Annotated in this window: 20 protein-coding genes; 4 read left to right on the forward strand and 16 right to left on the reverse strand. The window is 64.2% G+C overall.

The genetic code is table 11. The features are described from left to right. Positions 1-131: 131 nt before the first annotated feature. Both lysS and AB4Y42_RS05165 read left to right on the forward strand, forming a co-directional pair. A complete protein-coding gene (gene lysS, locus AB4Y42_RS05160) occupies positions 132-1,667 on the forward strand; it encodes a lysine--tRNA ligase (RefSeq protein WP_368693553.1) in 1,536 nt (511 codons plus the stop codon). 307 nt (positions 1,668-1,974) lie between these two features. Continuing rightward, positions 1,975-2,718 carry a glycine zipper 2TM domain-containing protein gene (locus tag AB4Y42_RS05165; RefSeq protein ID WP_368693554.1) on the forward strand — a complete coding sequence of 248 codons (744 nt, stop codon included), beginning with the start codon at positions 1,975-1,977 and terminating at the stop codon, positions 2,716-2,718. A gap of 92 nt (positions 2,719-2,810) precedes the next feature. On the opposite strand, the gene iscX is transcribed toward AB4Y42_RS05165, so the two are convergent. From iscX to AB4Y42_RS05225, 12 genes are all read right to left on the reverse strand, one after another. Beyond that, positions 2,811-3,008 carry a Fe-S cluster assembly protein IscX gene (iscX, locus tag AB4Y42_RS05170; protein WP_028204168.1) on the reverse strand — a complete coding sequence of 66 codons (198 nt, stop codon included), beginning with the start codon at positions 3,006-3,008 and terminating at the stop codon, positions 2,811-2,813. 30 nt (positions 3,009-3,038) lie between these two features. Then, on the reverse strand, positions 3,039-3,380 hold the full coding sequence (fdx, locus tag AB4Y42_RS05175) for an ISC system 2Fe-2S type ferredoxin (RefSeq protein ID WP_028204169.1): 342 nt from the start codon (positions 3,378-3,380) through the stop codon (positions 3,039-3,041). Between the two features lie 184 nt (positions 3,381-3,564). Next, positions 3,565-5,436: a Fe-S protein assembly chaperone HscA gene (hscA, locus tag AB4Y42_RS05180; protein ID WP_368693555.1), complete on the reverse strand. Its 1,872-nt coding sequence runs from the start codon at positions 5,434-5,436 to the stop codon at positions 3,565-3,567. A 63-nt stretch (positions 5,437-5,499) separates the two neighbouring features. Continuing rightward, positions 5,500-6,048: a Fe-S protein assembly co-chaperone HscB gene (gene hscB, locus AB4Y42_RS05185; RefSeq protein ID WP_368693556.1), complete on the reverse strand. Its 549-nt coding sequence runs from the start codon at positions 6,046-6,048 to the stop codon at positions 5,500-5,502. Between the two features lie 104 nt (positions 6,049-6,152). After that, positions 6,153-6,476 carry an iron-sulfur cluster assembly protein IscA gene (gene iscA / locus AB4Y42_RS05190; RefSeq protein WP_028210067.1) on the reverse strand — a complete coding sequence of 108 codons (324 nt, stop codon included), beginning with the start codon at positions 6,474-6,476 and terminating at the stop codon, positions 6,153-6,155. A gap of 151 nt (positions 6,477-6,627) precedes the next feature. Beyond that, positions 6,628-7,032, reverse strand: coding sequence for a Fe-S cluster assembly scaffold IscU (gene iscU, locus AB4Y42_RS05195; protein ID WP_028216879.1), 405 nt, complete (start codon positions 7,030-7,032; stop codon positions 6,628-6,630). A 99-nt stretch (positions 7,033-7,131) separates the two neighbouring features. Further along, complete coding sequence (locus AB4Y42_RS05200) at positions 7,132-8,355, reverse strand: IscS subfamily cysteine desulfurase (RefSeq protein WP_069265526.1); 1,224 nt, start codon at positions 8,353-8,355, stop codon at positions 7,132-7,134. 80 nt (positions 8,356-8,435) lie between these two features. Further along, positions 8,436-8,969: a Fe-S cluster assembly transcriptional regulator IscR gene (iscR, locus tag AB4Y42_RS05205; protein ID WP_042264865.1), complete on the reverse strand. Its 534-nt coding sequence runs from the start codon at positions 8,967-8,969 to the stop codon at positions 8,436-8,438. A 154-nt stretch (positions 8,970-9,123) separates the two neighbouring features. Continuing rightward, positions 9,124-9,606 carry a low molecular weight protein-tyrosine-phosphatase gene (locus AB4Y42_RS05210; RefSeq protein WP_368686215.1) on the reverse strand — a complete coding sequence of 161 codons (483 nt, stop codon included), beginning with the start codon at positions 9,604-9,606 and terminating at the stop codon, positions 9,124-9,126. A gap of 108 nt (positions 9,607-9,714) precedes the next feature. After that, a complete protein-coding gene (locus AB4Y42_RS05215) occupies positions 9,715-9,945 on the reverse strand; it encodes a hypothetical protein (protein ID WP_069265523.1) in 231 nt (76 codons plus the stop codon). Positions 9,946-10,104: 159 nt separating this feature from the next. Then, a complete protein-coding gene (locus tag AB4Y42_RS05220) occupies positions 10,105-11,541 on the reverse strand; it encodes a lactate utilization protein B (RefSeq protein WP_368693557.1) in 1,437 nt (478 codons plus the stop codon). Between the two features lie 102 nt (positions 11,542-11,643). Continuing rightward, on the reverse strand, positions 11,644-12,366 hold the full coding sequence (locus AB4Y42_RS05225; protein WP_368686217.1) for a (Fe-S)-binding protein: 723 nt from the start codon (positions 12,364-12,366) through the stop codon (positions 11,644-11,646). Positions 12,367-12,556: 190 nt separating this feature from the next. Between AB4Y42_RS05225 and AB4Y42_RS05230 the strand changes: the two genes are divergently transcribed. Then, positions 12,557-13,357, forward strand: a complete 801-nt coding sequence (locus AB4Y42_RS05230; RefSeq protein ID WP_028204180.1) for an IclR family transcriptional regulator — start codon at positions 12,557-12,559, stop codon at positions 13,355-13,357. Positions 13,358-13,424: 67 nt separating this feature from the next. On the opposite strand, the gene AB4Y42_RS05235 is transcribed toward AB4Y42_RS05230, so the two are convergent. From AB4Y42_RS05235 to pbpG, 3 genes are all read right to left on the reverse strand, one after another. Then, positions 13,425-13,949, reverse strand: a complete 525-nt coding sequence (locus tag AB4Y42_RS05235; protein WP_368686218.1) for a helix-turn-helix transcriptional regulator — start codon at positions 13,947-13,949, stop codon at positions 13,425-13,427. Positions 13,950-13,952: 3 nt separating this feature from the next. Further along, the gene (locus AB4Y42_RS05240; protein WP_368693658.1) at positions 13,953-14,240 is read right to left on the reverse strand and encodes a hypothetical protein; all 288 of its coding nucleotides are present in this window, start codon (positions 14,238-14,240) and stop codon (positions 13,953-13,955) included. A gap of 240 nt (positions 14,241-14,480) precedes the next feature. Next, the gene (gene pbpG, locus AB4Y42_RS05245) at positions 14,481-15,665 is read right to left on the reverse strand and encodes a D-alanyl-D-alanine endopeptidase (RefSeq protein WP_368686219.1); all 1,185 of its coding nucleotides are present in this window, start codon (positions 15,663-15,665) and stop codon (positions 14,481-14,483) included. Between the two features lie 714 nt (positions 15,666-16,379). Between pbpG and AB4Y42_RS05250 the strand changes: the two genes are divergently transcribed. Next, on the forward strand, positions 16,380-16,958 hold the full coding sequence (locus tag AB4Y42_RS05250; RefSeq protein ID WP_324140430.1) for a phasin family protein: 579 nt from the start codon (positions 16,380-16,382) through the stop codon (positions 16,956-16,958). A gap of 231 nt (positions 16,959-17,189) precedes the next feature. Here AB4Y42_RS05250 and lpdA read toward each other — a convergent pair whose 3' ends face one another. Then, the gene (gene lpdA, locus AB4Y42_RS05255; protein WP_368686220.1) at positions 17,190-18,956 is read right to left on the reverse strand and encodes a dihydrolipoyl dehydrogenase; all 1,767 of its coding nucleotides are present in this window, start codon (positions 18,954-18,956) and stop codon (positions 17,190-17,192) included. Between the last annotated feature and the right edge of the window lie 47 nt (positions 18,957-19,003).

The raw sequence follows: 19,003 nt of genomic DNA on the forward strand, positions 1-19,003 counted from the left end.
GCGACGCGCAGCGGGAACCGAAGTCCGCTTATCTGCGCGCAATGCGCGCCGTGTCCCGCGAAGGACCATGCCGGGGCCGCAGCCCCGAAAACTCGCCGAAACACCTGCGAATCAAAGAACTCCGAGCCATCATGACCGAACCGACCCAGCAGAACGCGCCCAGCGCCGCGCCCGAACTCGACGACAACCAGATCATCGCCGAGCGCCGCGAGAAACTGCGCGCGCTGCGCGAGGCAGGCGTCGCCTATCCGAACGACTTCCGCCCGACCCACCACGCCGCCGACCTCGCGCGCGACTACGCCGACACCGACAAGGACGCGCTCGAAGCGAATCCGCTCGAAGTGGCGATCGCCGGCCGCATGATGCTCAAGCGCGTGATGGGCAAGGCGAGCTTCGCCACGGTGCGCGACGGCTCGGGCCAGATCCAGTTCTTCATCACGCCCGCCGACGTGGGCGAGGCAACCTACGACGCGTTCAAGAAGTGGGACCTCGGCGACATCGTCGCGGCCAGGGGTGTGCTGTTCCGCACCAACAAGGGCGAGCTTTCGGTGCGCTGCACGGAACTGCGTCTGCTCTCGAAGGCGCTGCGTCCGCTGCCGGACAAGTTCCACGGCCTCGCCGACCAGGAAATGCGCTATCGCCAGCGCTACGTCGACCTGATCGTCACGCCGGAAGCGCGTCAGACCTTCCAGGCGCGCACCAAGGCGATCTCGTCGGTGCGCCGCTTCATGGCCGACTCGGGCTTCATGGAAGTCGAAACGCCGATGCTGCACCCGATCCCGGGCGGCGCGGCCGCCAAGCCGTTCGTCACGCACCACAACGCGCTCGACATGCAGATGTTCATGCGCATCGCGCCCGAGCTTTATCTGAAGCGTCTGGTCGTGGGCGGCTTCGAGCGCGTGTTCGAGATCAACCGGAATTTCCGTAACGAAGGCGTTTCGCCGCGTCACAATCCGGAATTCACGATGATGGAGTTCTATGCCGCGTACACCGACTACGCGTGGCTCATGGACTTCACCGAGCAGCTGATCCGCCAGGCCGCCATCGACGCGAGCGGCACCGCCGTACTGACGTATCAGGGCCGTGAACTCGACCTCTCGAAGCCGTTCCATCGCTTGACGATCGTGCAGGCGATCCAGAAGTACGCGCCGCAATACACGAACGAGCAGCTCGCCGACGCCGCCTTCCTGCGCGCAGAACTCAAGAAGTTCGGCGTGGACGCGAACCAGCCGCAATTCCTCAACGCGGGCGTGGGTTCGCTGCAGCTGGCGCTCTTCGAAGAGACGGCCGAGTCGCAGTTGTGGGAGCCGACCTATATCATCGACTACCCCGTTGAAGTCTCGCCGCTCGCGCGCGCTTCGGACACGCTGCCGGGCATCACCGAGCGCTTCGAGCTGTTCATCACGGGCCGCGAGATCGCCAACGGCTTCTCGGAGCTGAACGATCCGGAAGACCAGGCTGCGCGCTTCAAGAGGCAGGTCGAGCAAAAGGACGCCGGCGACGAAGAAGCGATGTTCTACGACGCCGACTACATCCGCGCGCTCGAATACGGCATGCCTCCGACGGGCGGCTGCGGCATCGGCATCGACCGTCTGATCATGCTGCTCACGGACAGCGCGAGCATCCGCGACGTGATCCTCTTCCCGCACCTGCGCCGCGAAGACTAAGCCGAACACTGCCTGACAAGACGGGGCGCATGCGGTTCACACCGTATGCGCCCCGTTTCCGTTGGGGCATCTGAAGTGCACACATTTGTAACCACCGGTAAAATCTGCCGGCGGGCGCAGCGGCGGAGACGGGTACATCAATTGCTCCCCTGTGGAAAACCGCGCTGTGCAACGCTGCGCGACGACCACGCGCTCAGCGTCGGCCCGCACCCACCGCGCGGGGTTACAAATTGAAACGCTCACAGAATTCGATTGGCTCAAACTGGGTCTCACAAGAGAGCCAACTCTGCCAAAGACGGAGCCTGTCATGAACACAACCGATCCGACCACACCGAAACGCCGCCTCCATCCGCTGATCGCAACCGCGGCGGCAGCCGTCATCGTCGCGAGCCTTGCGGCCACGGCGGCCATCACCGGCGTTTTCCCGAAAGCTTCCAGCACCGCCGAACAGAGCGCCCAGGTTCAGACGGGCCAGACGGCCATGACGGCTTCCCAGCCGCAGGTGGTCGACTCGACGAAGCCGGTGCAGGCCTCGCAATATGCGCAGAACGGGCAGAATGCGCCCGCCGAGCCGCAAGAGGCGCCGGCGCCGACACAAGCTCAACAGCAAGCGGCCGTGCCCGTCGCCCCGGCGCAGCAGTATGGTCAACAGCCTGCCCAACAGCCGCAGCCTGCGCAGCAGCAGTACGCCCAGGAAGCGCCGCCCGCCCAGCCCGCATGTTCGACGTGCGGCACGGTCGTCGCGATTTCCGCGGTCAAGCAAGAAGGCCACGGCACCGGCATCGGCGCGGTAGGCGGCGCGGTGGCCGGCGGCGTGGTCGGCAACCAGTTCGGCTCGGGTAACGGCCGCACGGCCATGACGCTGCTTGGCGCACTGGGTGGCGGCTTCGCGGGCAACTCGGTCGAAAAGCACCTGCGCAGCACGACGACCTATTCTGTGCGCGTGCGCATGGAGAACGGCAAGATGCGCTACTTCACGTATCACGAAGCGCCGCCGTTCCAGCAAGGCGAGCGCGTGCGCGTGGAGAACGGCACGCTCGTCGCGGGTTGATTGCACTGACGCTGGCCGCGCAATAAAAAAGGCGATTTGCCGTACTGGCAAATCGCCTTTTTCTCGTCTGCTTGTGCCGGGCGTGCCGGGAATCAGTAGTCCGCGTCTTCGATCCACGCAGCCTGGATCGCTTCGAGAATCTTCTCGTTCGAGCGCTCGGGGTCGTCGTCGAAACCGTCGAGCTGGGTGATCCAGCGGTGCAGATCGGTGAAGCGCACATACTGCGGATCCACTTCGGGATGGGTGTCCGTCAAGGCCATCGCGATGTCCTGCGTATCGGTCCATTTCATGGCTGCGCGCTCCTCCTGGTGTTCAGTGGCTCAGTGGTTTTCTTTCGCGTGGTTGATCGAGTAACGCGGAATCTCGACCACCAGGTCGTCGTTCTCGGGCACGAGTGCCTGACACGACAGCCGCGACGTCGGCTCGAGGCCCCACGCCTTGTCGAGGAGATCGTCTTCGTCTTCCTCGGACGGCACGAGCGCATCGAAACCTTCGCGCACGATCACGTGACAGGTCGTGCAGGCGCACGACTTCTCGCATGCGTGCTCGATTTCGATACCGTGTTCGAGCAGCGCGTCGCACACGCTCTCACCCGGTTTGGCGTCGATGACCGCGCCTTCAGGGCACAGTTCGACATGGGGCAGCACCACGATTTGAGGCATTGTGATTTCCGTATCCAATAACTTTCATATCGGGCGCATGCCCCGCCTCCGACGGCGGCATGTGCCCATTCTACTGTCGGTGCGCGCTCAGCCACATCGGGAAAGCACGCACGCGTGCGCCGTTTGCTAACGACGCGTTCGCCTTTAAGCTGTTGAGACTGCAGGCGCGCTCCTGGCCGCGCCTTTAGCCGATCTCGTCGAGCTTCTTGCCGGCCAGCGCGCGCTTGATGCCCTTGTCCATGCGGCGCGCCGCAAACTCGTCGGTGCCCTCGGACAGTGCCTTGGTGGCGGCTTCGATCGCGCCGGCGTCCTCGCCCTGCGCAACTTGCGCGAGCGCGGCGATCAACGCGTCGACTTGCGCGCGCTCGGCTTCGTCGAGCAGTTCGCCGTCGGCGCCCAAAGCGGCGTTCGTCGCTTCGATGATGCGTTGCGCCTCGACTTGCGCCTCGCGCAGCGCGCGGGCGCGCATGTCGACTTCGGCGGTCTTGAAGCTGTCTTCGAGCATGCGGGCCACGTCGTCGTCGGCGAGACCGTAGGACGGCTTCACCACCACCGAGGCTTCCACGCCCGAGAGCTGCTCGCGCGCGAACACCGACAAGAGACCGTCCGCATCCACCTGGTAAGTCACGCGAATGCGCGCCGCGCCCGCCGCCATCGGCGGAATGCCGCGCAGCTCGAAACGCGCGAGCGAGCGGCAGTCGGCGACGAGTTCGCGCTCGCCCTGCACCACTTGAATCGCCATGGCCGTCTGGCCGTCCTTGAAAGTCGTGAAGTCCTGCGCACGCGCGACCGGGATGGTCGAATTGCGCGGGATGATCTTCTCGACGAGGCCCCCCATCGTCTCCACGCCGAGCGACAGCGGAATGACGTCGAGCAGCAGCCAGTCGTCCTCGCCGCCGCGGTTGCCCGCGAGCAGGTCGGCCTGAATCGCCGCGCCGAGCGCGACGACCTGATCGGGGTCCAGATTCGTGAGCGGCGCCTGGCCGAAGTGCTGTTCCACGGCGCGGCGGATCACGGGCATGCGCGTCGCGCCGCCAACCAGCACCACGCCCTTCACGTCCTTCGCGGCGACCTTCGCGTCGCGCAGCGCCTTCTTCGTCGGCGTGAGCGTGCGCTGCACGAGCGCTTGCGTGAGCGCTTCGAAGCGCGGCTCGTCGATCGTCAGCGCGATCGGCTGGCCGCTCGACAGGGTCGCCTCGATGCGCGCCTCGGGCGCGGACGAGAGCGCTTCCTTCGCATCGCGCACGCGGTCGAGCAACAGGCGCACGTCTTCGGGCGCGAGCGTCGCGCGTTCGATGCCGGACTGCTCCAGCGCGTAAGCAAAGAGCGCGTGGTCGAAATCATCGCCACCGAGCGCCGAATCGCCGCCGGCCGCCAGCACTTCGAACACGCCCTTCGTAAGCTTGAGAATCGACAGGTCGAAGGTGCCGCCGCCGAGGTCGTAGACCGCGTAGAGGCCTTCGGCGCCGTTGTCGAGCCCGTACGCGATTGCCGCCGCGGTCGGCTCGTTGAGCAGACGCAGCACGTTCAGGCCCGCGAGACGCGCGGCGTCCTTGGTCGCCTGGCGCTGCGCTTCGTCGAAGTACGCCGGCACCGTGATGACGGCGCCGACGAGCTCGTCGCCGAGCGTGTCTTCGGCGCGCTGGCGCAGCGTCGCGAGAATTTCCGCCGAGACCTCGACGGGGCTCTTCACGCCGTCGATGGTCTGGATTTGCACCATGCCCGGCGCGTCGACGAAGTCGTACGGCGCGTTGGCCGCGCCTTCGACGTCGGACTTGCCGCGGCCCATGAAGCGCTTGACCGACACGATCGTGTTACGCGGGTCGGTCGCGGCTTCCGCCTTCGCCGTGCGGCCGATGCGCCGGCCGCCGTTCGCGAGATAGCGCACGACCGAGGGCAGCAGCACGTGCCCGTCTTCGTCGGGCAGCACGTCGGGCACGCCGCTGCGCACCGCGGCGACCAGCGAGTTTGTCGTGCCGAGGTCGATGCCGACGGCGAGTCGCCGCTGATGCGGCGCCGGTGCCATGCCGGGTTCGGAGATTTGCAGTAAGGCCATCTGTGTGATCTGCTTTTTAACCTGATGGGCGCGAGCGCCCGATATCCGTTTGCGCGCCCGGTTTCAGCCTTCGAGCCGCTCGATCTGCGAGTCGATTTCGCTCGCCACGCGCTCGATGAACATGAGCTGGCGCACCGCTTCGGCCGCGGGCTGGTTCGAGCCGCTGTCGAGCAGCGCCGCGAGCTTCGTGAAGCGCACGCGTTCGTCGTCGCGCAGCTCGCCCGCGAGTGCGTCGAGCGCATCGACGTTCTTCGCCGCGACCGCGTCTTCGATCGACTCGCGCCACTCCATCTGCTGCATGAGGAACGCGGGCTCCATCGCGGTGTTGTTCTCCGCGCCCACGTCGATGCCGCGCAGATGCAGCAGGTACTTCGCGCGCTTGAGCGGATCGCGCAGCGTCTGATACGCCTCGTTCGTGCGCGTGGCCCATTGCATGGCGATGCGCTTTTGCGCCTCGCCGGCCGCGGCGAAGCGGTCGGGATGCACCTGCGCCTGCACCGTGCGGTAAGCATGGTCGAGCGCGTTCGCGTCGATCGCGAACTGCTCGGGCAGGTCGAACAGCACGAAGTGGCTGTCGGAGAGCGACCGGGAAGGCGTGGAAGGCGTGCTCATCGGCTGGAACGTTCTTGTGGGGCTATGAGGGGCTGAGAGGGGCTCCCGCGGCCGTCAAAATCAAAAAGGCGGCACAGGCCGCCTTTTCACCGCTCGACGCGGGCTCAAACGCGGAAGGACTCGCCGCAGCCGCACTCGTCCTTCACGTTCGGGTTGTTGAACCGGAAGCCTTCGTTCAGCCCTTCACGCACGAAGTCGAGCTGCGTGCCGTCGATATAGGCGAGACTCTTCGGGTCGACAATGACCTTCACGCCGTGGCTCTCGAAGACGTTGTCTTCGGGCGCGAGTTCGTCGACGTACTCGAGCTTGTACGCGAGGCCCGAGCAGCCCGTCGTGCGCACGCCAAGACGCAGACCCACGCCCTTGCCGCGACGGGTCAGGTACTTTTGCACGTGCTGTGCCGCTTTTTCAGTCAACGTAATTGCCATAGCATCTTCGCCGCGCCTCGCGCCGCCAGTTGGGCTTTCGCCTTCCCTTGCGTCACGACGCAACCCTGCTGCATCCAAAATCGTTAGTCCCAGTGCGCCGAACTTTCCGGTCCGACGCCGTCCTGCATCTACTACGCCCCAGCGCCGTGCTTTACGCCGCGTCGGCCTTCGCTTCGGTCGTGTGACGCTGGCGATAGTCCGCAACCGCTGCCTTGATCGCGTCTTCCGCGAGAATCGAGCAGTGGATCTTCACGGGCGGCAGCGCCAGTTCTTCGGCGATCTGCGTGTTCTTGATGTCGAGCGCCTGGTCGAGCGTCTTGCCCTTCACCCACTCGGTCACGAGCGAGCTCGAAGCGATCGCCGAGCCGCAGCCGTAGGTCTTGAACTTCGCGTCTTCGATCACGCCGTCCGCGCCCACGCGGATCTGCAGCTTCATCACGTCGCCGCACGCCGGTGCGCCGACCATGCCGGTGCCCACTGCGTCGTCGTCCTTGGCGAACGAGCCGACGTTGCGCGGGTTTTCGTAGTGGTCCAGAACCTTGTCGCTATATGCCATGATCACACTCCTTCAATTCGTGTTTGCCGCGCTGCACGCAGTTGACTGCTCATTGCGCTGCGGCCGGGTCGTTGTTCGCTGCTAACTGCGCCGCCTTGCTTAGTGCGCTGCCCACTGGATGGTCGACAGATCGATGCCGTCCTGATGCATTTCCCACAGCGGCGACAGCTCGCGCAGCTTGGCGATCTTCGTCTTCAGCAGGTTGATCACGTAGTCCACGTCCTGTTCCGTCGTGAAGCGGCCCACGGTGAAGCGGATCGAGCTGTGCGCCAGCTCGTCGTTGCGGCCGAGCGCGCGCAGCACGTACGACGGCTCGAGCGACGCGGAAGTGCACGCCGAACCCGACGACACCGCCACGTCCTTCACCGCCATGATCAGCGACTCGCCTTCGACGAAGTTGAAGCTGATGTTCAGGTTGTGCGGAACACGCTGTTCCATGTCGCCGTTCACGTAGGTTTCTTCGATTTCCTTCAGGCCACGCAGGAGCTTGTCGCGCAGCATGCGCACGCGCTCGTTTTCCGTGGCCATCTCTTCACGCGCGATGCGGAACGCTTCGCCCATGCCGACGATCTGGTGCGTGGCCAGCGTGCCCGAGCGCATGCCGCGCTCGTGGCCGCCGCCGTGCATCTGTGCTTCGATGCGCACACGCGGCTTGCGGCGCACGTACAGCGCGCCGATGCCCTTCGGGCCGTAGGTCTTGTGCGCCGAGAACGACATCAGGTCGACCTTGAGTTTTTGCAGGTCGATGGGCGCCTTGCCGGTGGATTGCGCAGCGTCGACGTGGAAAATGATGCCCTTCTCACGGCAGATTTCGCCGATCGTCGCGATGTCCTGGATCACGCCGATCTCGTTGTTCACGTGCATGACGGAAACGAGGATCGTGTCGGGGCGCAGCGCGGCCTTGAACGCTTCGAGGTCGATCAGGCCGTCGTCCTTGACGTCCAGATACGTGACTTCGTAGCCTTCGCGCTCGAGCTCGCGGCAGGTGTCGAGCACGGCCTTGTGCTCGGTCTTCACCGTGATGATGTGCTTGCCCTTGCTCTTGTAGAAGTGCGCGGCACCCTTGATCGCGAGGTTGTCCGATTCGGTCGCACCGGAGGTCCAGATGATTTCGCGCGGGTCGGCGTTGACGAGCGCGGCGACCTGCTCGCGCGCCTCTTCGACGGCGCGCTCCGCATCCCAGCCATAAGCGTGGCTGCGCGACGCCGGATTGCCGAACTGCTCGCGCAGATACGGAATCATCTTGTCCACCACGCGCGGGTCGACGGGGGTCGTCGCGCTGTAGTCCATGTAAATGGGCAGGTGGGGAATGTCGTTATTCATCTATCGCTCCGGGGAATCTTGTGTGCTGCGCTGTACTGTCTGTTTTGCCAACTGCGGCGTTCTGGCGGCGCTCGCAGGCGTTACGAGCCCGCCATGTTGAAGATCGAGTTCGGACCCAGCGGCATCGCCCTGACCGGCTCCACCGCCGGCGCCTCGGCGCGGCGGTCGCGCAGGACGGCGGGCGCGGCGCCTTCGCGGGCGCGCTGCTTGTCCACCAGATCCTTGAGCGACACCGAATCGAGGTACTCGACCATTTTCTGGTTCAGCGTCGACCAGAGTTCGTGCGTCATGCAGTGGCCGTCGTGCTGCTTGGTACCCTCGCAGGCGCCCTTGCCGCCGCACTGGGTGGCGTCGAGCGGCTCGTCCACGGCGATGATGATGTCCGCGACCGTGACGTCCTCCGCGCGGCGCGCGAGGTTGTACCCGCCGCCCGGCCCACGGACCGATTCGACGATTTCATGACGGCGCAGCTTGCCGAACAGCTGTTCGAGGTACGACAGCGAGATGTGCTGCCGCTGGCTGATACCCGCAAGCGTCACCGGGCCCTGCTCCTGGCGCAGCGCCAGGTCAATCATCGCCGTGACGGCGAAACGGCCTTTGGTGGTGAGTCTCATGATGTATGGGAACCGCAATTCTCGACAATTTTCGTCAAGTATAAATACATGACTAGTTTAGTCAAGTATCAACGTCGCGATCTGGGTTATTAGGTGCGCGGCGAATCGCAAAAATGGCGCGATTTCTGCATTCGGCAGATCCGCGCCGCTCATCTCAATCCGCCAGTTGCGGACGCAATGCGGCGAGCAGACCCGCGCAGGCGGCTTCGCATTGATCGAGCACCGTTTCGAAGCCCGCGTCGCCGCCAAAATAGGGATCGACCACGACGCGCGTTTCGGCCTGCGGCGCGAATTCCATCAGCAGGCGGATCTTGTCGCGCTCGCTCGCCGGGCAGACGCCCTGAAGCGCGCTGACGTTGGCGTCGTCCATCGCCACGATCAGGTCGAAACGGTGAAAATCGTCGGCGGCGATCTGCCGGGCGCGCAACGCCGCGAGCGCGTAGCCGCGCAGGCCGCCCGCGCGCTGGGCGCGCTCGTCGGGCGCCTCGCCGATGTGCCAGTCACCCGTTCCCGCCGAATCGACCTCGACGCGCCCCGCCAGCCCCGCCTCGTCGACGAGACGCAGCATCACGGCCTCGGCCGTGGGCGAGCGGCAGATATTGCCAAGACAAACGAAGCAGACGGAAACCTTTTTCATTCGTGGGGGCTGGGGCAACGGAAGGCGTTCAGCGTGCGGCGGCGAATCTTAAATTATACAAAGCGCACGAACAACGCGCTGCGCGGCGCGTTGGCGCCGGCGCGATCATCAGATTGCGTTCGAGCGCGGCAGCGTCGCGATGCCGTTCATCGCCTTCACCGGCGTCTTGCCTTCGCTACCCACGAGGCCATACGACACGGCGCGTGCGAGTTCTGCCGTAACCTGATCGGCGGCGAGCGGCATTTGCTGCTCGGCGGTCTTCCATGCATGGATCCATGCGATCACCGCAAGCGGCACGATCAGCGCCAGCGGCCAGTACACCGTTATTTTCTTTCTCATGATGCGACTCTCTATCGACTGTGAAGCGACAGGTGCGGACGCACTATCGCCAGTCGAGATGATATAGATAGTCGCAATCAGGAAAAACCCGGTCCGGACGAACACACTGTTGCGCCAGCTTAAATAGTCGACAAACCAGACTTGACCGATGCGCGCGTGTCAGGCCTGTTCGGGGCGCTTTGTCGTGTCCAGATGCGTGTGCCGCGCCGCGTACAGCTCGCGAAACGTGCGCCCGACCGGCGCGGGCATGTCGCGCCCGTTGCTCCAGCCCCGCGCGAATGGCAGCTTGCGAATGAGCCTGGCCTGCCCGCCCATGCGCTCGAGTATGCGCACGCCGAGCTTGGCGAGCAGCGCGTAGGCCGTGGGGTGAAGCGCGAGCCAGCCCCAGGCTGCGAGCGCCGCGCGCTCGCGCCACGGACGCAGGTGCCGCTCTGTTTGCTTCTCGCGCAGTTTGCGCAGCAGGTCCGAAAGCGGGATGCCCACCGGGCAGACGCTATTGCACTCGCCGCACAGCGTTGCGGCCTGCGGCAGATCGAGCGTCTTTTCGATGCCGACGTAGCTTGGCGTGAGCACCGAGCCCATCGGCCCCGGATAGACCCAGCCGTACGCGTGGCCGCCCACCTTCTGGTAGACCGGGCAGTGGTTCATACACGCCCCGCAACGGATGCAGCGCAGCATCTCCTGGAATTCGCCGCCGATCAGGCCGGTGCGGCCGCCGTCCACGAGCACGACGTACATGTGCTCGGGGCCGTCCCGGTCCTCGGGTCCGCGCGGGCCCGTGAGAACCGAAAAGTAGTTCGACGTGGCCTGCCCCGTCGCCGAACGCGGCAACAGACGCATGGCGATGGCGAGGTCTTCGAGCGTAGGCAGCACCTTCTCGATGCCCGTCACCGCCACGTGCACGCGCGGCATCACGGTGCACATGCCCTCGTTGCCCTCGTTGGTCACCAGCACGATCGAGCCCGTCTCCGCGACGAGGAAGTTGCCGCCCGTCACGCCCATGTCCGCCGAGAGAAAATGCGGGCGCAGGACTTCGCGCGCCTCGCGGGTCATGTCGGGGATTTCGGTCAGGCGCGGCTTATCGTGCGTCTTTGCGAAGAGATCGGCGATCTCGTCCTTGTCCTTGTGGACGACGGGCGCAATGATGTGGCTCGGCGGCTCGTTGTCGTTGATCTGCAGGATGTACTCGCCCAGATCGGTCTCGATGGACTGCACGCCCATTTCCGCGAGCACCGTATTGAGCCGCATCTCCTCCGAAACCATCGACTTGGTCTTGATGACCTTGTGCACGTCGTGGCGCCGCGCGATGTCCGCGACCAGCTTCGCCGCGTCTTGCGCCGTTTCCGCGTAGAGCACGGTCACGCCGCGCCGCGTCGCCTCGGTCTCGAACTGCTCGAGCCAGACGTCGAGATTGTCGAGCGCGCGGTTGCGACGCGCCTTGAGCGCCGCGCGCGTGGCCGGGAAATCGATCGCGGTGATCGCTTCGGCGCGCGCGGAGACGAACTTGGTCGAAAGTTTCTTGAGGTTGTGCTGCAGACGCTGATCGGCCAGCTTCTGACCGGCGCGCGCCTTGAACTGCATCGATTGGACTTGCATGGCGTGAGGGCGAGGTTGAGCGGTGTTCGGCGAGGTCTGGTGTCGAGGTCCGGGGCTATTCGGACGTTCCGCACGAAGCGAGCGGCGGCAGCCGGCGGCGCATCACACGTCGCCGGCCAGCACTTGCGCAATGTGCAGCACGCGCGTAGTGGTGTCGCCGGTGCGGCGCAAACGCCCTTCGATATTCAACATGCAGCCGAGGTCGCCGAGCACCACCGCGCCCGCGCCGCTCGCCTGAACATTCGCGCATTTTTCGTCTGCAATGGCCGTCGAGATGTCCCCGTACTTCACCGCAAAGGTGCCGCCGAAGCCGCAGCAGTGCTCGCAGTCCTTCATCTCGCGCACTTCGACGCCGCGCTGGGCGAGCAACGCGCGCGGCTGCGCCCTGACCCCGAGCTCACGCAGGCCTGAACACGAATCGTGATACGTCACCGGCCCGCTGAACTCGCCTTGCGGCAGCGTGACCTTGGCGACGTTCACGAGGAAATCCGTGAGTTCGTAGACGCGCTCGCGCAACTTACCGTAGCGCGCCATCAATTCCGGATCGTCGCGGAACAGATCGCCGTAGTGCACGCGGATCATGCCGCCGCACGAACCCGAAGGGACAACGAGATAGTCGAACTGCTCGAATTCGCGCAGCGTCTTTTCGGCGAGGTCACGCGCGATGGCGCGCTCGCCGGAGTTGTAGGCCGGCTGGCCGCAGCAGGTTTGCGCGGGCGGCACGACGACTTCATAGCCCGCCTCTTCGAGCAACTTGAGCGTCGAAAAGCCAATTTCCGGACGCATCGTGTCGATGAGGCACGTGACGAACAAACCGACTCGCATGGGAACTCCTCGTGAAAACCGTCCCCGATTATCCTTTGTTTCGCCGCCATGACCAACGCCGGCCTGCATCGCCCTCGCCCGTCGCGCGCGATGCCGCAGCGCAGCGCGAGTCTTGGTCCTGGCGCTTACTTTTTTCACAATACGAGATACAATGCATTTTCCGCCTCACGTGTCAAACGAATCTGAACTCATGAGCGACACCCATCCAGATCCGAAGACCTCGATTCAGGTGATCGAGCGCATGATGCGCCTGCTGGACGCGCTGGCCGCGCACAGCGACCCTGTCAGCCTGAAGGAACTTGCGCAGCGCACCGAACTGCATCCTTCGACTGCGCACCGCATCCTGAACGATATGGTGAGCTGCCGTCTCGTCGACCGCTCCGATCCCGGCACCTACCGGCTTGGCATGCGGTTGCTCGAACTCGGCAACCTCGTGAAAGCGCGGCTTTCGGTGCGCGACGCGGCGCTCACGCCGATGCGCGAACTGCACCGTCTCACGGGCCAGACCGTCAACCTCTCCGTGCGCCAGGGCGACGAAATCGTCTATATCGAACGCGCCTATTCGGAGCGCTCGGGCATGCAGGTGGTGCGCGCGATTGGCGGCCGGGCTCCGCTGCACCTCACTTCGGTTGGCAAGCTCTTTCTGGCCGCCGACGAAGCGAACCGCGTGCGCGCGTACGCCACGCGCACCGGCTTGTCGGGTCACACGCGCAACAGCATTACCGACCTCGGACGCCTCGAGCGCGAACTCGCTCACGTACGCCAGCAATTCTGTGCACGTGATAACGAAGAACTCGAACTGGGCGTGCGCTGCATCGCCGCCGGCATCTACGACGACACCGGCAAACTCGTGGCGGGCCTTTCGCTCTCGGCACCCGCGGACCGCCTGCAGGATTCGTGGCTCGGCCAGTTGAGCAAGACGGCGCTGACGATTTCAGAGTCGCTCGGCTATCACCCGGAGCCCGCCGAAGGCAACGTGCAGCCCGCCTGAAGTCAGGGCGAAGCACATCGAGAAGAGCGGAGGCGTGCCCTCCGCTTTTTTTGGCTTGCTGCCTGCCTCATGCGACCACTTCATCGAGTTTGCGGCTCAGCTTCGTGTCGAGATGGCGTGCTTCTTTTGCCAGATTCACCTGCTTCGCCGTTCGCGCCGTTTCCAGCAGCGCCGAGTCGATGCTGTACGCGTCGCGCCCCTTCAGCCAGGCCAGGATGTCGCCAAGATGCCATAGCGACGGATTGCCCTCGTGCACGGGCAGGGGAAATTCCGCCGCGTGCCCGAGCATCAGCTTGCGCAGGTTCTGGCGGGACATGCCGGTCATGTCCGCGGCATCGGTCAAACCGACAAAGTCTGGTGCGGCTTCCACGAGGCGCGCGGTAGGCACCGCCTGCTTCACGTCCTGCAGCGCCGTGTAGATTGCCGACCATGCGTTCGCACTGTCGCGCGAGAAACTCAGCGCGATTCGGCCCGGCAAGCCCACACCGATCGTCGCGTCGTCGCAGCCGGCAACGGCGAGGCGCTCCACGAGATATTCGTGATCGCTGTCTTCGATTGCCAGCTGGTACTTGAGAGTGAACAGGTAGTTCATGACTTACTCCGGCGCTTCGGCCGCCGCATACGCAGCTGCCGCGTTGATAGGATGTGTCGTGCAGTTGTCGACCAAGCGTTTGAGCACATAGGCGTGATTGCCTGCATTACGCGGTGTACTCCAGATGTTCGTAATGCAGAATTCCCCGCAACGACAGGCAGCGTCGTTGTATGGGCAGTACATTCGTCCCCACGCGTGCCCATGGCTTTTACCTGGTTTAACTAACCAACCCTGCTTCTCGGCGTAAGCAAGCACGGCCTCGATTTCTTTCTTTGGGTGCGATCGTCTCATCGACAGACTCAGTGTATGCATGATCACCATGGTTGTCAATTGACAACCATCAAGAGCCAGCATCAACGCGCGCCGAAGTCAGGCGGGATTGGACGCCAGGCCACCATTGAATGAACAATGTTGCCGACGAACCAAACGACGAAACAGTCTGCCGATCGTTATAGGACGAACGGCACGCACCAGAAAGCAAAACGCCCCGCGGTTGCGGGGCGTTTGTCCGGAAATCCGCAAAGGCGGGGATCAGGTCCCAGCGCCGCCTGCGTCGGCGCTCGTAATGCGCGGCTGCTGGTCGGCGCCGCCATTGTCGAGCCACGTGCGCACGCGCGTTGCATCCGCGAAGCGCGAGTACTTGCCGCTCGAATCGAGCAGGACCATGATCACCGGACGATTGTGGATCGTCGTCTGCATGACGAGGCACTCGCCCGCTTCGTTGATGAAGCCCGTCTTCTGCAGGCCGATGTCCCATGACGCATTGCGGACCAGCGCGTTCGTGCTGTTGTAGGCGAGATTGCGCTTGCCCGTGAATACGTCGTAGCTGCGGTCGGTCGAGAACTGGCGAATCATCGGGTACTGGTACGCCGCGTTCACCATCTTCACGAGGTCACGCGCGGTCGAAACGTTGTGGCTCGTGAGCCCCGTCGAATTCTCGAAGTGCGTATCGGTCATGCCGAGTTGCTTCGCCTTCGCGTTCATCGCCGCGATGAACGCCGGACGCCCGCCCGGGTAATAGCGCGAGAGCGCCGCCGCCGCGCGGTTTTCCGATGCCATCAGCGCGATGTGCAACATGTCCTCGCGCGAGAGCACCGAGCCCACCGAAAGACGCGAACCCGTGTTCTTCTCGTAGTCGCGGTCTTCGTCCGTGACTTCGATCGGTTCCGAGAGCGACTCCTTCGAGTCGAGCACGACCATCGCGGTCATGAGCTTCGAGATCGAGGCGATCGGCACGACGGCGTGCGAGTTCTTGTCGAACAGCGGCTCGAGCGTGTTCTGGTCGACCACGTACGCAACGCCCGAGCGCAGCATCAGCGAGTCGGGGGAATCGTGCAGACCGAACGCCTGACCCACGGTCGGCTGGCGCGGTTCGAACGCGACACGGCGCACCGCCGAGTGGTGGCGACCGTTCATCGTATAAGTGACGCGGCGTTTTTTGGCCACCGGACGCGCATCGTCGTCCTTTGCGGCGACGGTACGGGCGGCGCCCGCCTTCTTGCTGACCTTGGCCGTTTCCGGCTCGGCCTTCGCAACCTTCTTGGTGGCTTTTTTCGCCTTGGCCGTTTTGGCCGGCGCAGCGTCTTGCGACGCAGCAAAGGCGCCCTCAGGCGCCACGAGCGTCGCACTGATCGCGACGGAAACAGCCACCGACAGTGCGGTGCTGATAACCGACGACGGCATCAGTGAGAACGACAGGAGCTTGTCGGATTTCATTAGTGTTCTTGATGGAGCGGCGGGATCGTTCGCCAAGTGTAGTAAAACCACGAAAAATTCGCAAATTGAAGCACTTATAGGCGCTCATTAAACCGAAGTATGACCTCCGATTGAGCTGGCCAATGCACTTCCCGCATTCGATGGAGTCAGACAATTGCCAAGCCACTCCTCTCGCCGCGACGCCGTTTTCTGACAACGTTTGCGGCACACGCAAAATGCGCTTGCTGCGTTAACGGCGTTCGTCGCAGGAACTTGAACTGAGGAAAAAACGGGTGAGATTTGTCTGACTACCAGTGCCGCCGTGCCGCGCGACGCGCGTTCGACCGCAATGGATCATTAACGTTCCATGAAGGAATTCGGTGGACGCACCCAGGTGAAATCCTATAGACGCGTTCACGTGTTCCATGCCGCATCTTGCCAGAAGCCGCGTTTGCGCGCTTGCCCCACCCTGCGCGCTGCCTTTGTCAACGCGCTGCGAGCCCCGCGCTACGGGGCATTGGCAGGTTGTCGCGGTTGCGCGATGCGCCGGGCATAAGTGATTGTTTAATAATAAATTATCGACATTGTGCGACGCACCAAAAAGCCTTGACTTTCTTCTGGAGCATCCTAAAATCGAATCAATGTTGCGACGCACAAAGCGAGCGACAGAGCACCAGCGCCGTGCCACTTACTTCAGGCGACCCACGAAGGCCGCCGACATCCAGGAGCGTAAACATGAGTCTGCTGACCCCTGAGCAATTCGCCGCTGCCCAGAAAGCCAACCTCGAAACCCTGTTCGGCCTCACCGGCAAGGCATTCGAAGGCGTGGAAAAGCTCGTCGAATTGAACCTTCAGGCTGTCCGCTCGAATCTGGCGGAATCGCAGGAACACGCCCAGCGCGCACTGTCGGTGAAGGACGCGCAGGAATTCCTGGCCCTGCAAACGAGCTATGCCCAGCCGCTGACCGAAAAGCTGCTGTCGTATGGCCGTCATGTGTATGAAATCGCCTCGGCCACCCAGGCTGAGTTCGCGAAGGTCGCCGAAGCCCACTACGAAGAGCAGAACCGCAAGGTTCAATCGCTCGTCGACAACGTCGCGAAGAATGCGCCGGCTGGCTCGGAAACCGCAGTCGCCGTGATCAAGTCGGCCATCAACGCCGCGAACACGACCTACGAAACGGTCCACAAGGCGACGAAGCAAGCCGTGGAAATGGCGGAAAGCAACTTCAACGCCGCCACCGCTGCTGCGAGCAAGGCTGCCGCCCAGGCGTCGCGCTCGGCTGCCGCTTCGGCCACGGCCAAGAAGACGGTCTGAAGGTTGTAGCTTGATCCGGTGCGTGCGCTGAAGCAGCGTCGCACCGGGCGCCGGACCTGAACGCTCCGGCATGCCGCCCGGCATGTCACTTGCCCGGTCGCCGACCGGGAATCTTTTTTACGCTCCGGCGCCTCTCGCAGCACCTACCGCAGAACCCAAAAGCAAACGGCGCACCCCTCTCGGAGTGCGCCGTTTCTTCATGCGCGCCGCAACGAGCGGCGCGGCACGAACTTACTTCTTCTTCTGCGGCGGCAGGTCGGTACAGACGCCTTCGTACAGCTCGGCGGCCATGCCGATCGACTCGCCCAGCGTCGGGTGCGGATGGATCGTCTTGCCGATGTCGGTCGCATCCGCGCCCATTTCCACCGCGAGGCAGACCTCGCTGATGAGGTCGCCCGCGTTCAGGCCGACGATGCCGCCGCCGATCACGCGATGCGTCTCTTCGTCGAAGATCAGCTTCGTGAAGCCTTCGTCGCGGCCATTGGCGATCGCGCGGCCCGAAGCGGCCCACGGGAACACCGCCTTGCCGTACTTGATGCCTTCGGCCTTGCACTGGTCTTCGGTCTTGCCGGCCCACGCCACTTCCGGATCGGTGTAGGCCACCGAAGGAATCTGCAGCGCGTCGAAGTACGCCTTCTCGCCGTGCGCCGCTTCCGCCGCCACGTGGCCTTCATGCACGGCCTTGTGCGCGAGCATCGGCTGGCCGACCACGTCGCCGATCGCGAAGATGTGCGGCACGTTGGTGCGCATCTGCTTGTCGACTTCGATGAAGCCGCGATCCGTCACCGCCACGCCCGCCTTGTCCGCGCCGATATTCTTGCCGTTGGGCGAGCGGCCCACGGCGACCAGCACGAGGTCGTAGCGCTGCGGCTCGGCCGGGGCCTTCTCGCCCTCGAACGACACGTAGATGCCGTCGTCCTTCGCCTCGGCCTTCGTGGTTTTGGTCTTGAGCATGACGTTCGCGAAGCGCTTCGCGTTGTACTTCTCCCAGACCTTCACGAGGTCGCGGTCCGCGCCGGCCATCAGGCCGTCGAGCATTTCCACGACCTCGATCTGCGCGCCGAGCGTCGCGTAGACGGTGGCCATTTCCAGACCGATGATGCCGCCGCCGATGACGAGCATCTTCTGCGGAATCTGGCGCAGTTCCAGCGCGCCGGTCGAATCGACCACGCGCGGATCTTCCGGCATGAACGGCAGCTTCACGGCCTGCGAACCCGCAGCGATGATCGCCTGCTTGAACTTGACGATCTTCTTGCCGTTCTCGCCCACCACTTCCATGTGGTTCGGATCGAGGAACGCACCGACGCCCGTCACGACTTCGACCTTGCGCGCCTTCGCCATGCCGGCGAGGCCGCCCGTGAGCTTCTTGACGACGCCCGACTTGAAGTCGCGCAACTTGTCGAGATCGATCTGCGGCTTGCCGAAGGTAATGCCGTGCGAGCCGAGCGCTTCGGCTTCGTCGATCACGAGCGCCGTGTGCAGCAGCGCCTTCGACGGAATGCAGCCCACGTTCAGGCACACGCCGCCGAGCGTCGAATAACGCTCGACCAGCACGGTCTTCATGCCGAGGTCGGCGGAGCGGAACGCCGCCGAGTAGCCGCCGGGGCCCGCGCCGAGCACCAGCATGTCGCATTCGACATCGGCGCTGCCGCTGAAGCTGCCGCCTTGCGGAGCCGGCGCTGCGGCCTTCGGGGCTTCGGCGGCCTTGGGCGCTTCCGCCTTGGGGGCTTCAGCCTTCGGAGCCGGCGCCGATGCGCCTTCCGAAGCCTCGACCAGTGCGATCACCGTGCCCTGCGAAGCCTTGTCGCCGGCCTTGATCTTCACTTCCTTGACGGTGCCCGCGACGTCGCTGGGCACTTCCATCGTGGCCTTGTCCGATTCGAGCGAGAGCAGCGTCTGCTCCTTCTCGATGACGTCGCCCGCCTTGATGTTGACTTCGATGACGTCGATGTCCTTGAAGTCGCCGATATCCGGCACTTTCACTTCGACGAGACTCATGGTGTCCCCTACCCCTAAAGGATGACCGGCCGCGCCTGCCGCAGCGC

This window comes from Paraburkholderia sp. EG286B (assembly GCF_040965655.1).
Lineage (GTDB): Bacteria > Pseudomonadota > Gammaproteobacteria > Burkholderiales > Burkholderiaceae > Paraburkholderia.

Bases quoted from the DNA above. Each gene is read 5' to 3' on its own strand.
- AB4Y42_RS05220 (WP_368693557.1), bottom strand. From the start codon at position 11,541: ATGCAAGTCCAATCGATGCAGTTCAAGGCGCGCGCCGGTCAGAAGCTG.
- iscR (WP_042264865.1), bottom strand. From the start codon at position 8,969: ATGAGACTCACCACCAAAGGCCGTTTCGCCGTCACGGCGATGATTGAC.
- AB4Y42_RS05200 (WP_069265526.1), bottom strand. From the start codon at position 8,355: ATGAATAACGACATTCCCCACCTGCCCATTTACATGGACTACAGCGCG.
- lysS (WP_368693553.1), top strand. From the start codon at position 132: ATGACCGAACCGACCCAGCAGAACGCGCCCAGCGCCGCGCCCGAACTC.
- AB4Y42_RS05240 (WP_368693658.1), bottom strand. From the start codon at position 14,240: ATGAGACGATCGCACCCAAAGAAAGAAATCGAGGCCGTGCTTGCTTAC.
- AB4Y42_RS05225 (WP_368686217.1), bottom strand. From the start codon at position 12,366: ATGCGAGTCGGTTTGTTCGTCACGTGCCTCATCGACACGATGCGTCCG.
- iscU (WP_028216879.1), bottom strand. From the start codon at position 7,032: ATGGCATATAGCGACAAGGTTCTGGACCACTACGAAAACCCGCGCAAC.
- AB4Y42_RS05235 (WP_368686218.1), bottom strand. From the start codon at position 13,949: ATGAACTACCTGTTCACTCTCAAGTACCAGCTGGCAATCGAAGACAGC.
- iscA (WP_028210067.1), bottom strand. From the start codon at position 6,476: ATGGCAATTACGTTGACTGAAAAAGCGGCACAGCACGTGCAAAAGTAC.
- fdx (WP_028204169.1), bottom strand. From the start codon at position 3,380: ATGCCTCAAATCGTGGTGCTGCCCCATGTCGAACTGTGCCCTGAAGGC.
- pbpG (WP_368686219.1), bottom strand. From the start codon at position 15,665: ATGAAATCCGACAAGCTCCTGTCGTTCTCACTGATGCCGTCGTCGGTT.
- iscX (WP_028204168.1), bottom strand. From the start codon at position 3,008: ATGAAATGGACCGATACGCAGGACATCGCGATGGCCTTGACGGACACC.
- hscB (WP_368693556.1), bottom strand. From the start codon at position 6,048: ATGAGCACGCCTTCCACGCCTTCCCGGTCGCTCTCCGACAGCCACTTC.
- lpdA (WP_368686220.1), bottom strand. From the start codon at position 18,956: ATGAGTCTCGTCGAAGTGAAAGTGCCGGATATCGGCGACTTCAAGGAC.
- AB4Y42_RS05165 (WP_368693554.1), top strand. From the start codon at position 1,975: ATGAACACAACCGATCCGACCACACCGAAACGCCGCCTCCATCCGCTG.
- AB4Y42_RS05215 (WP_069265523.1), bottom strand. From the start codon at position 9,945: ATGAGAAAGAAAATAACGGTGTACTGGCCGCTGGCGCTGATCGTGCCG.
- hscA (WP_368693555.1), bottom strand. From the start codon at position 5,436: ATGGCCTTACTGCAAATCTCCGAACCCGGCATGGCACCGGCGCCGCAT.
- AB4Y42_RS05250 (WP_324140430.1), top strand. From the start codon at position 16,380: ATGAGTCTGCTGACCCCTGAGCAATTCGCCGCTGCCCAGAAAGCCAAC.
- AB4Y42_RS05210 (WP_368686215.1), bottom strand. From the start codon at position 9,606: ATGAAAAAGGTTTCCGTCTGCTTCGTTTGTCTTGGCAATATCTGCCGC.
- AB4Y42_RS05230 (WP_028204180.1), top strand. From the start codon at position 12,557: ATGAGCGACACCCATCCAGATCCGAAGACCTCGATTCAGGTGATCGAG.